The organism is Serratia montpellierensis, from assembly GCF_020858655.1.
Taxonomy (GTDB): domain Bacteria; phylum Pseudomonadota; class Gammaproteobacteria; order Enterobacterales; family Enterobacteriaceae; genus Serratia; species Serratia montpellierensis.
This window is the reverse complement of sequence record NZ_VOSN01000013.1, coordinates 995,111-1,009,237: the sequence shown is the minus strand read 5'-3', so window position 1 is coordinate 1,009,237 and position 14,127 is coordinate 995,111. Positions and strand designations below refer to the sequence as shown.

At 51.9% G+C, this 14,127-nt stretch carries 14 protein-coding genes; 8 read left to right on the top strand and 6 right to left on the bottom strand.

The window, feature by feature from the left end; translation table 11 throughout:
- Positions 1-11: 11 nt before the first annotated feature.
- Complete coding sequence (locus FUU19_RS16550; RefSeq protein ID WP_089194974.1) at positions 12-923, bottom strand: nuclear transport factor 2 family protein; 912 nt, start codon at positions 921-923, stop codon at positions 12-14.
- Positions 924-1,127: 204 nt separating this feature from the next.
- Between FUU19_RS16550 and FUU19_RS16545 the strand changes: the two genes are divergently transcribed.
- The 7 genes from FUU19_RS16545 to brnQ all read left to right on the top strand — a co-directional run bounded on the left by FUU19_RS16545 (position 1,128) and on the right by brnQ (position 8,221).
- On the top strand, positions 1,128-2,051 hold the full coding sequence (locus FUU19_RS16545; protein WP_197833410.1) for a LysR family transcriptional regulator: 924 nt from the start codon (positions 1,128-1,130) through the stop codon (positions 2,049-2,051).
- Positions 2,052-2,206: 155 nt separating this feature from the next.
- Complete coding sequence (locus FUU19_RS16540; protein ID WP_197833412.1) at positions 2,207-3,196, top strand: LLM class flavin-dependent oxidoreductase; 990 nt, start codon at positions 2,207-2,209, stop codon at positions 3,194-3,196.
- Positions 3,197-3,349: 153 nt separating this feature from the next.
- Entirely contained in the window at positions 3,350-4,507 is a 1,158-nt protein-coding gene (locus tag FUU19_RS16535) for an NADH-dependent flavin oxidoreductase (protein ID WP_197833414.1), read from the top strand.
- Between the two features lie 152 nt (positions 4,508-4,659).
- Positions 4,660-5,655, top strand: coding sequence for an LLM class oxidoreductase (locus tag FUU19_RS16530; protein WP_197833416.1), 996 nt, complete (start codon positions 4,660-4,662; stop codon positions 5,653-5,655).
- Positions 5,656-5,852: 197 nt separating this feature from the next.
- Positions 5,853-6,584, top strand: coding sequence for an AzlC family ABC transporter permease (locus FUU19_RS16525; RefSeq protein ID WP_230490705.1), 732 nt, complete (start codon positions 5,853-5,855; stop codon positions 6,582-6,584).
- On the top strand, positions 6,581-6,871 hold the full coding sequence (locus FUU19_RS16520) for an AzlD family protein (RefSeq protein WP_230490706.1): 291 nt from the start codon (positions 6,581-6,583) through the stop codon (positions 6,869-6,871). The genes FUU19_RS16525 and FUU19_RS16520 overlap by 4 nt, the downstream gene beginning before the upstream one ends.
- A 36-nt stretch (positions 6,872-6,907) precedes the next feature.
- The gene (gene brnQ / locus FUU19_RS16515; RefSeq protein WP_230490707.1) at positions 6,908-8,221 is read left to right on the top strand and encodes a branched-chain amino acid transport system II carrier protein; all 1,314 of its coding nucleotides are present in this window, start codon (positions 6,908-6,910) and stop codon (positions 8,219-8,221) included.
- A 325-nt stretch (positions 8,222-8,546) separates the two neighbouring features.
- Here brnQ and FUU19_RS16510 read toward each other — a convergent pair whose 3' ends face one another.
- From FUU19_RS16510 to FUU19_RS16495, 4 genes are all read right to left on the bottom strand, one after another.
- Entirely contained in the window at positions 8,547-9,002 is a 456-nt protein-coding gene (locus FUU19_RS16510) for an Lrp/AsnC family transcriptional regulator (RefSeq protein ID WP_197833422.1), read from the bottom strand.
- 138 nt (positions 9,003-9,140) lie between these two features.
- Positions 9,141-10,244 carry an NADH:flavin oxidoreductase/NADH oxidase gene (locus FUU19_RS16505; RefSeq protein ID WP_197833424.1) on the bottom strand — a complete coding sequence of 368 codons (1,104 nt, stop codon included), beginning with the start codon at positions 10,242-10,244 and terminating at the stop codon, positions 9,141-9,143.
- A gap of 155 nt (positions 10,245-10,399) precedes the next feature.
- Positions 10,400-10,882 carry a GNAT family N-acetyltransferase gene (locus FUU19_RS16500; protein WP_197833426.1) on the bottom strand — a complete coding sequence of 161 codons (483 nt, stop codon included), beginning with the start codon at positions 10,880-10,882 and terminating at the stop codon, positions 10,400-10,402.
- Positions 10,883-11,132: 250 nt separating this feature from the next.
- On the bottom strand, positions 11,133-12,044 hold the full coding sequence (locus FUU19_RS16495; protein WP_230490708.1) for a LysR family transcriptional regulator: 912 nt from the start codon (positions 12,042-12,044) through the stop codon (positions 11,133-11,135).
- Positions 12,045-12,151: 107 nt separating this feature from the next.
- Here FUU19_RS16495 and FUU19_RS16490 point away from each other — a divergent pair, with 107 nt between their 5' ends.
- On the top strand, positions 12,152-13,459 hold the full coding sequence (locus FUU19_RS16490) for a serine hydrolase domain-containing protein (RefSeq protein ID WP_230490709.1): 1,308 nt from the start codon (positions 12,152-12,154) through the stop codon (positions 13,457-13,459).
- 90 nt (positions 13,460-13,549) lie between these two features.
- Here FUU19_RS16490 and FUU19_RS16485 read toward each other — a convergent pair.
- Positions 13,550-14,127: ankyrin repeat domain-containing protein (locus tag FUU19_RS16485; RefSeq protein WP_230507224.1), on the bottom strand; the 578-nt coding region annotated here is incomplete at its 5' end.

Sequence of the window (14,127 nt, the reverse complement as noted above, 5' to 3'; positions counted from 1 at the left end):
ATAACGCAATATTAGCCCTCATTTTTGACGGTGAACCATCCTGGGAAATAATCCATGCGCGACATCTTCCATTCGCTGCCCTCTTTTTTCAGCTCAATTTTATAATGTGCGCCGTACAATGCTTCGCCGTCAGCCGTTTTATCTTGCTCCGGAATAATTCGGCCAAGTAAAAATGAGGCAGACTGGCGGTCTTCAGCGATGTCGATTTGCAATGGAACACCGTAATGCTGAATCCAGGGCCAGGGCATTCTGAAGGCTTTTAGTGTTGAGACCAGCATGCGACGCCCTTTCAGTTTTCCCATAGGGGGTAAGTCCGCGCTCGCATCGTCGGAAAATGCGCCGTTAAACAAGCTATAATCCGCCATATCCAGCGCCCATGCGTACTGGAACCAGGCTTCAGAAATTGCGTCTTCATCACTTAAAGGTGTATGCGCTTGCTTGTAGGCGTGCCACGGAGCGTCAATTTCACTGATCAGAGGCGAAACACTGTCCCCTGGCTGCCATTGGCGTTCATAGGGGAAGTGCCAGTGATGCACAATATTCTTGTTACCTTTTAGCCAGTTCATATGGACGCGTACGCGTTCGACAGATCCGCTGAAAGTATTAATCACAATCATTCCGCCGAAATTCACGTCGTCGTTATTCTGCAAACGTGTATCAGTGGTTCTCCCGTAAAAATAGGCGGCGATAGTACTGGATTGGGTTTGTGACCGGACAACTTTATTGGTGGTGTTTACATGTACGGTCATTCCACCCGGAAAGTTATCTTCAAACAGTTGCCTGACGGCAAATTCTCCCGTGGCACTTCCCTGGTGATTACTTTCGTAGACGATATTATCGCCCATAAATGATGGCCAGTGGCGTTTACCTGACCATGCGGTAATCACTTCATCAAGGATGGCGTCAGATTCTTTTAACATCATGAATTTTTTCACTTCCTGAGTATGACTTCGCCACTTTTTCTGTGGGAAGTCGGTTAGTTAAACGTGCTGCATAGCAGATGTACGAAAAATAAAGCTTCTCTGTTAATGGCTTGTTGTTAAGCTAATGCGAAGAGTAATCGAAAATTTGGGGAATGTGATTCCCATATCACGGGAAGCAGGCGCTTCCATGAAGAGAGTGAGCTGATGGAACTGAACCGTATTGGTGATATTGCCGCCTTCGTCGCGGCTGTTGACTCGGGAAGTTACACCCGTGCGTCGTCAAGCGTTGGCCTGTCACGGTCGGCGATTGGCAAAAGCATTACGCGGCTGGAAGCGCAACTGGGTGTGCGTCTTCTTAACAGAACAACACGACAGCTCAGCCTGACGGAAGAAGGGCGAATTATGTATGACCGGTGCAAACAGATTCTGGAGGATCTGGAAGAGGTCGATGCCACTATGGCGCTGCGGCGGGAAAAACCGACGGGCACGCTTCGCCTTACCGCGCCGCTGTCTCTTGGGCAGCGGCATATACTTTCGGTGATCGACAGATTCTTAAAAAAATGGCCAGAATTACGAGCCGATATCGTGTTCAGCGATCGCTATGTTGATTTGATCGAGGAGGGATTTGACATCGCCATTCGTATTGGCGAGCCAAAAGATGACTCCAGGATCTTAACCCGAACCATTGCCACTCAGCACATGGTGACCTGCGCTTCACCGGAATACCTCTCTTTACGCGGCGTACCCGTTGTGCCCGAAGATCTCTCCAGGCACGACACCATCTTTTTCCGCAGCGCCGATAAACGCCGTGTCTGGCGGTATCAAACTCCTGAGGGATACTATCTCTACGACGGGCCGGGGCGAATGGATATCGACAGTTCAGAAGCAATGCTTTCTTCCGCTATCGCCGGGTTTGGCATCATTCAGTTGCCTGATTACCTGGCATTCCAGTCACTGGAATGCGGTGAATTAACCGCCATTCTGACGGAGTTCAAAGTTGACCCTGAACCCGTGAGAATTATTTATCCCAGCAAACGCCATTTATCACCCAGAATACGCGGATTTGTCGACATGATTGCCGAAGACTGGATGGCAAATGGCGTGCCCTGGAAGAGGCCAAAAAATTAGTCTTTAATCTGTTATTTAATTATTCAGACATTAATGTCTGACTTAATCTGCTCCAGTGCTTCCCTGATAATGGGAAGCACTTTCCCGAATGTTTGCTCTAGTATGTGAAAAATTAATATTTGCTTATTATTTTTAACATTCATTCTGGAGTTACAATGACCGCTTTATCTGTATTAGATCTTGTCATGATCGGTGAAGGCAAGGACCTGGCCACCGCGATTCATGAATCCCGTGAACTGGCGGTAACAGTCGAGCAGCACGGTTTCCGCCGCTACTGGATTGCCGAACACCACGATATGCCGGGTATTGGCTCGGCGGCCACCGCTCTTATCATCGCTCAGCTTGCCGCCGCAACTCACACTATCAGGGTTGGCTCCGGCGGCATCATGCTGCCAAATCATGCGCCATTGGTGGTTGCAGAGCAGTTTGGTTCGCTCGATGCTCTCTATCCTGGTCGTATTGATCTCGGTGTCGGTCGTGCGCCGGGGAGTGGTGGTGCCACGGTACGCGCTTTGCGCGGTTTAACGCCAGAGCGAGACTTTAATCAGGATGTCGTGGAGGTCATGGATTATCTGGCCGATAATCATCGACGCCCCGTACGAGCCGTACCGGAACCGCACGATGTACCTGTCTGGATACTTGGCTCCAGCCTTCATGGTGCCGATCTGGCGGCTAAACTTGGGTTGCCGTATGCCTTTGCTTCGCATTTTGCACCTCGCTTCTTAATGCAGGCGATTGCGCATTACCGCAACAATTTCAAGCCGTCACCGCAGTTGGCCAAACCCTACGTTATGGCGGGGGTAAATCTGTTCCTTGGAGACACGAATGAGGAAGCAAAGTACCTCGCCAGTTCACATCAACGATGGATGCTGGACTTACACATGGGACGCCCTGGCTTGCTTCAGCCGCCGATAGATAACTATATCCCCAGCCTGCCATCGCATGAGCTGCAGGTGTTGAACCAGGTGATGGCGTTTACCGCTGCGGGTGATAAGCAGCGAGTCGGCACGTGGTTACGTGAGGTTATCGCGAGCACGGGGGTTGACGAACTGATTATCGACAGCCGTATCTATGACCCACTGGCCCGTCAGCGATCTCATATTGTGGCCGCTGAAGTGATGCGAGATATTGCTGAGATCTCCTGAACCAGACAGCGCTGCGGCGAATACTGTGATGTATTTGCCGCAATCTGCTCTTTATATTCCCCGGTTATGGGAAGCACATTCCCGAATATTTACTCTAGTATGTGAAAACTTGATAAATCACGTTGTTGTTTTCAAATTCATTCTGGAGTTGAAATGAAGGATTATCGCTTTTTAAAACCTTTTACATTGCCTAATGGTGTTGTCATTAAAAACCGTGTTGTATTACCACCAATGACAGAGCAAATGTCATTTGAGGATGGGACGGTGACGCTCGAAGAAATTAATTATATGCAGCAGCGCGCAGGTGGTGTTGGGTTGTTTATTACGCCGGTGGCCTACATTAATAAAGAAGGAAAAGGCTTTGAAGGGCAATTAGGTGCCGATGACGACAGCAAAATCCCGGGACTGGCGAAACTTGCCCATGCGATTAAAGCGCGCGGAGCCAAGGCCATTTTGCAAATTTTCAGTGCGGGACGCATGACCAATCAATGGATCACCCGTGGCCTGCAGCCGGTAAGCGCCAGTGCGGTTGCTGCGCCGCGTAGCGGGGCTGCAACACCGCGAGAATTAAGTGCAGATGAAGTGGTCAACCTCATCAACGATTTCGCCCAGGCTACTCGGCGCGCCATCGAGGCAGGATTTGATGGCATCGAACTTCATGGCGCAAACACCTACCTGTTACAGCAGTTCGTCTCTCCACACTCAAACCGTCGTACCGATGAATGGGGCGGCAGCCTGGATAAAAGACTCAATCTGCCACTGGCGGTAATTGACGAAGTGATGAAAGTAAAACATAAGTACGCTTCACCTTCATTTATCGTCGGATATCGTTTATCGCCGGAAGAGCTGGAAGAGCCGGGAATTACGCTGGACGACACCAAACACTTCATCGGTGAGCTACAGCATACTGAGCTTGATTATATTCATATCTCCATGGGGTCGGTATGGCGTACATCAATGCGTGATAAAGAGAACCTTGAGCCGATTATTACTCAGCTGAAAAAGGTCAGCCCTAAAAAACCAATCATCGCTGTTGGCAACGTTCGCACGCCTCAGCAAGCCGAGGAAGTGGTACAGGCAGATATTGATTTTGTCGCGCTGGGACATCAGCTTATTATTGAACCTAACTGGGTGGAAAAAGTGCTCTCCGGTGATGAAGAGACTATTCGTTACCACCTTCATGCCGCCGACCTGGATGATTTAGGGGTCAAGCCGCCATTCCTTGAATTCATACGTGACATGCCAGGGTTTGATATTCTCGGTCTCAATGACGATTCAAACCGGCAGATAGATAACGTTACTTATCTTTGATTATTAGCCCTCTGAGCCCGCTCCTGTGGCGGGCTTTTTATTGCTCATTCCTGCACTGAATAAATTCGTCCCGTCACATGGGAAGCACATTCCCGAATATTTGTTTTACTGTATTGCAACAGACCTAATTAAATTAATCAGCAGGAATTCAAATGACTCAACTCACATTACCCTCTCATCTCCAGCAGCATGCCGCTTTCAAACGCGTATTCCAGCCGGGAAAACTCACCTTTGGGCTTATCGCGCCGTTTAAGGGTTATCCGGAAGGCCCGATCCCGGATATGGACGATCACCGTGAATTAGCGCAAATGGCTGATAAAGGGGGAATTTCAGCGCTGTGGTTGCGCGATGTCCCGTTCTACGACCCCAACTTTGGTGATGCAGGCCAGGTGTATGACCCGATGGTGGATTTGGGCTACCTCGCTGGCGTGACCAACAATATTGCGCTGGGCACAGCCGGGATAGTTTCACCGCTGAGAAATCCGGTACTCACTGCCAAGCAGGCGGCAAGCGTGGATCGCTTGTCAGGTGGCCGCCTGCTGCTGGGCATGTCGAGCGGTGACCGCCCTGTAGAATATCCGGCGTTTGGCTATGAGTTTAACAATCGTGCTGACCGGTTCAGAGAAGCCTGGGATGTTGTTCGCCTGCTCACTGAAAACAGCTTTCCTAAAGGCTCGACTGAATATTACGGCAACTTCAACGGCGGAATTGATCTGGTGCCAAAACCCGCGGTTCCACGCCTGCCAATGATTACTATCGGCCGTGCCCGTCAGGATATGTCCTGGATTGCGAATCACTCCGATGCCTGGATCTGGCACGGCGTCGACCCTAAACGTTCCGGTAATATCGTGAAGGAAATTGCTGAGCTGGGTGATGGCCAGACCTGGCATCCCTTTGGCTACGCAAACTTTCTGGAGCTGAGTGAAAATCCGAATGAGCCTTTACGCCTGTTCAACAATATTTTCATGCGCGCCGGGCGTAACACGTTGATGGAGTTCTGGAAGCAGCAGGAAGGTGTCGGCGTGTCGCATATCACGCTGAACCTCAAACCAAGCCAGCGTCCGCCGAAAGAGGTATTACAGGAGTTGATTGAGGACGTTCTTCCGTCGTTCTCCGCAGCCTCAGAAACTGAAGCAACGGCATCTTAACGTCCCGCCAGGGGGAGGGCGGAAGTGGTGTGCTCCCCCTGGTTTTACATTGTCTGCATGGCGCCAAAGAATAATTCGAATTTCAAAACAGAACCGTTTATTGAAATCCGATGCCAAACATAGCGTTTATCACGCTGAATACGCATCCCAATGCCAATCCCGAAAACTTATAATACGCCTTCTTAAAAGGAGTATTTATGTCCAGTCCCGTTTCTTTCTCTTTTCAGTCTGCCAGTAGCCGTGAAATCAGCCGTGGCGCAATGACGGCTGTCCCCGTCATGATTGGCTTTATTCCTTTTGGATTGCTGTTGGGCACCCAAGCCGCGCAAAAGGGACTTGCTGCCCCGGAATTAATGTTAATGACCGGGCTCAACTTTGGCGGCGGTTCGGAGTTTGCAGCATTGTCGCTCTGGAGCTCGCCACCGCATGTCCTGACCATCGTCTTCGTCAGCCTGCTCGTGAACTGTCGGCATTTATTAATGGGGGCTTCACTCGCCCCTTTTTTTACGCATCTTCCACGCAGGCAGGCATTCCTCGCGCTGTTCTTTATGTGTGATGAGAGCTGGGCAATGGGTATTGCCGATGAGGCAAAGCGCAGGCAGCAGGGCATTTCGGGTTTTAGTATGGGGTTCTACGCTGGCGTGGCCCTCGCTCTTTGGCTGATTTGGGTGCTGTCGACAGGGATTGGCGTTGTCGTCGGCCCGGCGCTGGGTGACATCACGGCCTGGGGATTCGATATGGCATTTCCGGCCGTATTCCTGGTGTTATTGAAAGGCATGTGGAAAGGGCTGCGGCCTGCAGTTCCCTGGCTGGTGAGTCTTATCTGCGCAGGCCTGACGTGGCACCTGTGGCCGGGTGCCGCCTACGTGCCCGTCGGCGCGCTCTCCGGGATCATTGCTATTTTGCTGCTGAATGGAAAAACCGCATGAGCCTGACATTACTGACCATTCTGTTGATGGCGTTGACGACCTATCTGACGCGCATTCTCGGCTATGCAGTGCTGCATGGCCGACAGCCAGGCCCGAGGCTAAAGGCGGTTCTGGAAGCGGCACCAGGCTGTGTGCTGATTACCGTTATCGCACCGCATTTCGTCACCACCAACACCGCCGATCAGCTGGCGCTGGTTGTTACGCTACTGGCTGCCATGCGATTTTCCCTGCTGCCGGTCGTGGTGATCGGTGTCCTGGCGACGGCCTTACTCCGTTTTCTGCTTTGACAAAATTTCCACAACAAACACAACGCTGACATTAAAATGAAAACACTTCGCATCACGGACATTATCGTTTTAGGTTTTATGAATTTTGCGCTCTTCGTCGGCGCCGGGAATATTATTTTTCCGCCTTTTATTGGTCTGCAGGCCGGGACATCCGTCTGGCCAGCCGCGCTTGGATTTTTAATGACCGGCGTCGGGCTTCCTGTCATTACCACAGTTGCTATGGCGCGCGCTGCCGGTTCAATGGCCTTGATTACCCGCCCCGTCGGCAAGCGGGTCGGGCTTCTGCTGGCGATTGTATGCTATCTCTGCATCGGTCCATTTTTCGCCACGCCACGTACTGCAACCGTCTCGTATGAGCTTGCTGTGCAACCTTTTGTTAAAAGTGAAAAGTGGCTGTTTGCCTGGAGCGTTGTCTATTTCGGGATCGTGGCGCTGGTTTCGTTGTATCCAGGTAAATTGTTGGACTCGGTCGGTAAAGTGCTTTCTCCGTTGAAGGTCACCGCCTTAATCGTACTTGCCGTGACCGTGCTGGTGCTACCGGCAGGAACTGCACAACCGCCGGTAGGCGCATACGTCTCATCTGCCTTTTCACAAGGGTTGACCAATGGTTATCCGACTATGGATACGCTGGCCGCACTCGCCTTTGGTCTGGTGATGGTGAATGCCATCAAGTCGAGGGGCATAAGTTCACCGGCATTAATCACGCGTTATGCCGTGCTGTCCGGTTTGATCGCCGGTGTAGGGCTGATGCTGGTTTATCTGAGCCTCTTCCGTCTGGGAATGGGGAGCGGGGGACTGGTGAGCAATGCGACTAATGGCGCTGAAGTGCTCAGCGCCTATGTGGCCTTCAGCTATGGTGCCGCCGGGTCTGTTTTCCTCGGCGCGCTCATCACCGTTGCCTGTCTGGTAACCGCGATAGGCTTAACCTGCGCCTGTGCGAGTTATTTCAGCGCTCTGGTGCCGGTAAGCTATGCCGGGCTGGTCTGGATTTTTGCCTTATTCTCCATGGTGGTTTCTAACCTTGGGCTGACGGCGTTGATCGGTATCTCCGTACCTGCACTTACTGCTATCTATCCCGTCTTTGTCGTGCTGATTTTAACCTGGTTCGTACGGCAAAAATTTCACTCTCCAGTAAAAGTAATTGCCCCGGCAGCATTCATCGCCTTTATGTTTGGTCTGGCGGATGCCCTTGATGTCGTAGGTTTCAATTTCTGGCCACTGTCCGTCCTGCACCTGATGCCGCTTAATAACTTAGGCCTGGGCTGGTTAATTCCCGCGTTGGTGGTGATGGTTGTCGCGTCACAGTTCGACAGAAAGGTAGCCAATCGTCAGACCTCATGGCAGCGATAATGCGCATGACTCGGGTTCAGAGAGCGGTTTTTTATCCTTGCGCGTGCAGCATGTTACTGGTGATAGCATGTTGCGCGGAGAGTCTGATATGGCGCTGGTCTGACAGCTATCCGTCTTTGCTTTCGCAGACGCGCTATGTTGATAACGTGAAGTATCTGACGCCTCAGTCTATCAAGACGATATGCCGCCAGCCGCTCACCCAGCCTGAGTTGATTTCGAAGCGTAACGGGCTGTATCTGAGGTGCGGAATTCCGGGAATTGAAGGTATGTACAGAATCGAATCTTACGCGAAGTAGTGATATGGCGGGCCTGAGCCCGCTACAAGCTATCGGATGGGGAGTTCAGTGGTGTGTTTGATTGTCTGCATTGGCAGTTCTGTTTTCATACTTTGAACCCCCTTAATGCGTGCCAGATGTTTTATCTGGAATTGCCGGTAGGCATTTAAATCGGCTGCAACCACCCGCAATAAAAAATCGCAGTCTCCCACCATCAGGTGGCACTCTACAACCTCAGGAAGTAGCCTGATCTCACGGCAGAAATGCTCCACGGTCTCTTCACCTTGGCTGTCGAGCCAAATGCGAACGAAGATTGATAAGTTTAGCCCCAACGTAACTGGGTTGATGATAGCAACATACCGATCGATCGCGCCGCTTTCCTCAAGTTGTTTCACCCGACGCAGGCAAGGGGAGGGAGACAGACCGACTTTTTCAGCCAGTACATTATTGGGAATGCGCCCGTCTTTTTGTAATTCCCGCAAAATGCGGTTATCAATCTCATCCATTTTTGTACTGCATCAAGTGTTGATAATCCATTGGCGCATTATGCTACAAAAGAGACAGGGCCTCATATGCGTATTCCGCTTTCGTCACTTTAACAAAAGAAAAATGCGCGATGCCTGCAAAGACACCGCGAACTTTACTCAGGACTTGAATAAATTCTTCAGCGTATGGGGCTGAGAGCGATGATACTGGTTAGGCACATGAACCTGAGCTCCAAGCGCTGCCGCTGCATGCCATGGCCATCTCGGATTATAAAGTGCGCCTCGGGCAATACCGATGATATCAGCATCCCCACTTGCTACGATCGATTCTGCATGCTCTGGCTCGGTGATTAACCCTACTGCCACGACAGGGATATTAACTACGGCTTTAACCGCCCTTGCAAGCGGGACCTGATAGCCGGGGTAAACATCAATTTTTTGATCAGGGTGCAGACCACCACTGGAGACATGTATTGCATCGACTCCACGTGCTTCCAGCATTTTTGAAAACTCTACAGCTTCCTCCAGACTAAATCCGCCATCGACCCAGTCTGTTGCCGAAATACGCACGCTGATCGCTTTATCCGCAGGGAATGCTTTGCGCACTGCATCGACGATTTCGAGTGGAAACCTGGCTCTGTTTTCCAGCGAACCGCCGTAATTATCCGTTCGCTGGTTAGACAGTGGTGATAAAAACTCGTGCAGCAGGTAGCCATGTGCCGCATGGATCTGAATGAGATCAATGTTAAGTCTTGCTGCACGTTTTGCTGCTTGTGCAAATTGATTTCGTATTTCGGCAAGGCCATTGCTATCCAGTGCGGTTGGGGTTGTATAGCCCTCGTCATAGGGTATCGCGGAGGGAGCCAGGGGTTGCCAGCCACCTTGCTGATCAGGTGGTATTTGACCGTGTTTATCCCAGGGTTTGTAAGTTGACGCTTTTCGGCCTGCATGTGCCAGCTGGATGCCTACAGGGATATCTGACCACTTACGAAGAGTATTGAGGACCTGTCCCATTGCCTCCTCAGTTTTGTCATCATAGAGCCCAACATCAGCAAAGGTGATTCGGCCTTCAGGTGAGACAGCCGCCGCTTCAATGGTGAGCAGGCCAGCACCTGATTGTGCCAGTTGCCCCAGATGAAGGGTGTGCCAGTCATTCATACAACCGTCTTCTGCGGAGTACTGGCACATGGGGGCGATCACAATACGGTTTTCAATTTCAAGATTGCGAATGAGTAATGGTGTAAACAGCTTGGGACTAGACATAAATGCAACTCCACATTGAAGTGCCTGGAAGAGGGGGCTGGAACATGAGTGCCAGAATTCACTTGAATGGACCCACTGAACACTCAACTCTACTTAGAAAGATGATAATTCGCTAATGGTAAGGACAACTGAGTGGGATTATATGTTCACGACTTTTAAAACAACGGTTTTTCCATTGTAATATGGTGATCGTGAAAACCAATGTTTTGGTATATTTCCCTTGCGATTGTGTTCTTTGCCAGAACGGCAATTCTGAGCCATTTTCGTCCAGCCTCTATTGCTCTTTTTTCACACTCAGAAAGTAATAATTTCCCTGCTCCTGTTCCTCTTGCAACTGGCAGTATAGCAATATGGCTGATAAAGGCGTAGGTGAAAGGAACTTCATCAAGTTCACCCTTTTGCTCTACTTTTTTGAAAATTGTCGCATAACCAATGAGTTGCCCATCGCGTATTGCGACAAGAATAGAACCATCTTCAACGCGACACTGATTTAACAGTTCATCTATATACCACTGACCAATCTGGTCAGGAGTCATCATTCGGTCATAAAGTTCCAACTCGAAAACCTGAAGTTCACGCACAATATCCAGGAAGGCCGTAGCGTCATTTGATTGGAAATCACGAATGGTCGTTTTCAATTAATTTAGTTCCTTTAGAATGAGGGGGCATTTTACATGACTCGTTCTTTGCTTTAAACACCTCAAAGGTCCGTTTTTCGCTCAAAGCCGCCCTTCAAATGCCACCATTCAAAGCAATAAACCAGCGCCAGCAGCGCTGGAGCGACGGCGGTGAGGCACTCACTGGGGAAAACAACAATCCCCGCTTAAGAGCGAACGGACCAACAACGCAGACGATGAGTTCTAGGCTCGATTACCAGTAACAACAGCGCTAATCTAACAGCAACTTTTCACCCCCAACCCCCCGCCACAATCCCGGCAACAACCCCAGCGTCTCATCAATCAGCACCCGTCGGTCATTGCCCGGCTTCCAGATGGTCACCATGGTTTGGCTGATCCCCTGGCTGCCTACTTCGGTGCGCAGCGTGTTGACGTTTTTCCACTGTTCCGCGTGCATATGCGTCGGCAAGAATCCCCAGCCGCAGCCTTGTTCGAGCAGGGCACGCAGCATTTCCAGTTCGTTGGTAAAGATAGTGTGCCCGGAAATTTGCAGGCGGCGCGCCACGGGTTCGTCAGAATCCGGGTGCATGATCACCTGCGGTGTTAGCGAAAGTTCCAGCAGCGAAAGCGGCTGTTCCGTGCCGGGGAAAAGCGTTTTGGCGGCGTAAAAATCCATCTCTATCGCCCCTAAGGCGCGCCACTCCATGGCGTCGCCCACGCTGCGGTTGCGCGCCTGGCAGATGCCCAGATCGGCCTGGCCGTTTGCCAGCAGGCTTTCCGCTTCGTCGCGCGAGGCGTTAATCAGGCTCAGGCGCGTATTGCGCTGGGCCATGGCGGCAATCAGCGCCTGCAGCAGTGTGCGGGGGGTAAAGGGATCGTAGACCAGCGAGATTTCCTGCGCCGCGCTCTTCGGCACGTCTTTGGCGAACGCCTCAAACGCTTTCACCTGCCGCATCAGCAGGTGCGCCTGGCGCTGCAACTGCTCGCCTTCCGGCGTCAGGTGCAGGCTGCGCCCCTGGCGCAGGAACAGCGCATAGCCCAAGCCATCCTCGAGAAAATCAATCAAATCGCGCAGCGTCGTGCGGTCTTTGCCCAGCTTGAGCGCGGCTTTTGCCAGGCTGCCGTGCTCGGCCACGGCGGTGAAGGCTTCCAGTTGGGCAAAGGAATAAATCAGGCTCGGCACGCGGTTCTCCCGTCGATTTTGCGGGGGATTTTCCCCCATTAGGCGTTTTTTATTATAGGCCGCGTTTTTTTAAGCTGAACGCCTTCCTGAGCTAAACGAGAAAAAATATGAAAAGCAAAGTGTTTAACCGCAGCCTGCTGGCGGGCGTTGTCATCAGTCTCTGCAGCGGCCTGTTGACGCCCGCCGCGCTGGCCGCCTGTGCGGGCACCGAACTCAGCGCCTGTCCTGCGCCTTTCAATGTGCAATTGCCGGACACGCACAAGATGCTCACCTGGAGCCAGAGCGACCGGGTGATCGGTTTTCGTAATGACTACCGCAACTATGCGGGGGATGTATTTCACCACGGCAATGCCATACCGCTGGTGGCTTCCGCTAAACCGTTAACCGACGCCAGTTATCGGGTGAATGGCAAAACCTACCACCTGCAGGACTATCTGCAGCGCCAGAACGTCAGCGGCATGCTGGTATTGAAAGACGGCAAAATCGCCTGGAAATATCTGGGGCAGGGCAATACCGACACCACACTGTGGACGTCGCGCTCGGTGGGCAAATCCGTGGTCGCCACGCTGGTGGGTGTGGCGATTAAACAGGGCAAGATCCGCTCGCTCGACGATCTCATCACGCAATACGAACCCGATCTGAAAGGCACCGCGTGGGACGGAGTGACCCTCAGGCAGCTGATCACCCACACCTCCGGCGTGGCGTGGAATGAGGATTACACCAACCCGAAATCGGACTTCGCGCAGCTGACCGAGTGTGAAGCCAGGCCCGGCACCTACGCCTGCGTGCGCAAGCTGGTGGCCGGTTTGCACCGCGCGCATCCGGCCGGGCAGAACTGGTCTTACTCCTCCGGCGGCGCGTGGTTGCTGGGAGACGTGCTGGAGCGCGCCACCGGTATGCCGCTGGCGGCCTATCTGCAGCAAAGCATCTGGCAGCCGTATGGTATGGCGAGCGACGGCGTGTGGCATGCCTACGCCAAAGGCCAGCACGACGTGGGCGCGCACGGGTTCAACGCCACGCTGGAAGACTGGGGGCGCTTCGGCGAATTCATTCTGCATAACGGGACGTTGCCGAACGGCAAACAGATCCTGCCGGCTGATTGGGTAGCCCAGTCGTCCAACTGGACGCGGGCGGCGGGTTCGGTATCAGCGGCGCATCCTAACGGTATTTACGGCTTCCAGTGGTGGAACAACGAAGTGCCGGCCAATGCGGCCAACGTAGAACCCGCTCCGCAGGCATCCCTGAAACATTCCCTGTGGGCGCTGGGGATCTTCGGCCAGATGATTATGGTCAATCAGGCGGAGAATCTGGTGATCGTCCAGTGGTCCACCTGGCCGCAGGCGGAGCCGTCTTTCAGTGCGCAACCGCTGGAGGCATCTCTGATGTTTAGCGCGATAGCGAAGGCATTGCGTTAACGTCGGCTGGGAAGCAGGGGCTGGATGGCGGTTGCCATTTAGCCCCTGAGCGGTATATTCCATGTCTTCGACGTTGACCTTAGGGGAGTCTTAATTCTCTACAGGTAGTGGAGGCCAGTCACCACCGTTCTTAATTAATAACTCTTTTATCTTGTTAATTTTCTCTTTATCCTCGGCATTGCCTACACCTCTATCTATAAAGCGTTGGAGCTGATTGCCCATAGTCCAACCAAACTTCCCTTTGATTTTATTATCTGCACCTCTCTCCAGCAGAAGTATAGTATGATCAAACGAACGAGAATCCAGTGAGCTTATTAACAAGGTGTTTCCCAATGAGTCCCTTATATCTATATCCGTACCATAATCCAGCATCACCTTTAACGTTTCAGTGTTTTTCGCGCCTAACGCTTCGAATATAATGGGTTGGTTGAATACCTTATCTTTTGCGTTTGGCGGTAAACCACCGTCGAGCATGGCCTTGATCCAAATTCCCTTGTCGGCTTTCATGACAAATTCCGCCGGGCTGCTTCCTCCTTCCGGTCTGGGCTGCAACGGGTCGGCACCCGCTTTAACCAGGTCGGTTATTATTTTCAGCCTTTCCGGCGTGTTTTTATCATAGATTGCGTTTAATACAGACCAAAACAACAGGGTCATGTCTGCCTTAACCG

Coding starts and splice junctions, on each gene's coding strand:
- FUU19_RS16530 (WP_197833416.1), top strand. CDS start 4,660: ATGACTCAACTCACATTACCCTCTCATCTCCAGCAGCATGCCGCTTTC.
- FUU19_RS16525 (WP_230490705.1), top strand. CDS start 5,853: ATGTCCAGTCCCGTTTCTTTCTCTTTTCAGTCTGCCAGTAGCCGTGAA.
- FUU19_RS16505 (WP_197833424.1), bottom strand. CDS start 10,244: ATGTCTAGTCCCAAGCTGTTTACACCATTACTCATTCGCAATCTTGAA.
- FUU19_RS16550 (WP_089194974.1), bottom strand. CDS start 923: ATGATGTTAAAAGAATCTGACGCCATCCTTGATGAAGTGATTACCGCA.
- brnQ (WP_230490707.1), top strand. CDS start 6,908: ATGAAAACACTTCGCATCACGGACATTATCGTTTTAGGTTTTATGAAT.
- FUU19_RS16510 (WP_197833422.1), bottom strand. CDS start 9,002: ATGGATGAGATTGATAACCGCATTTTGCGGGAATTACAAAAAGACGGG.
- FUU19_RS16535 (WP_197833414.1), top strand. CDS start 3,350: ATGAAGGATTATCGCTTTTTAAAACCTTTTACATTGCCTAATGGTGTT.
- FUU19_RS16545 (WP_197833410.1), top strand. CDS start 1,128: ATGGAACTGAACCGTATTGGTGATATTGCCGCCTTCGTCGCGGCTGTT.
- FUU19_RS16490 (WP_230490709.1), top strand. CDS start 12,152: ATGAAAAGCAAAGTGTTTAACCGCAGCCTGCTGGCGGGCGTTGTCATC.
- FUU19_RS16520 (WP_230490706.1), top strand. CDS start 6,581: ATGAGCCTGACATTACTGACCATTCTGTTGATGGCGTTGACGACCTAT.
- FUU19_RS16540 (WP_197833412.1), top strand. CDS start 2,207: ATGACCGCTTTATCTGTATTAGATCTTGTCATGATCGGTGAAGGCAAG.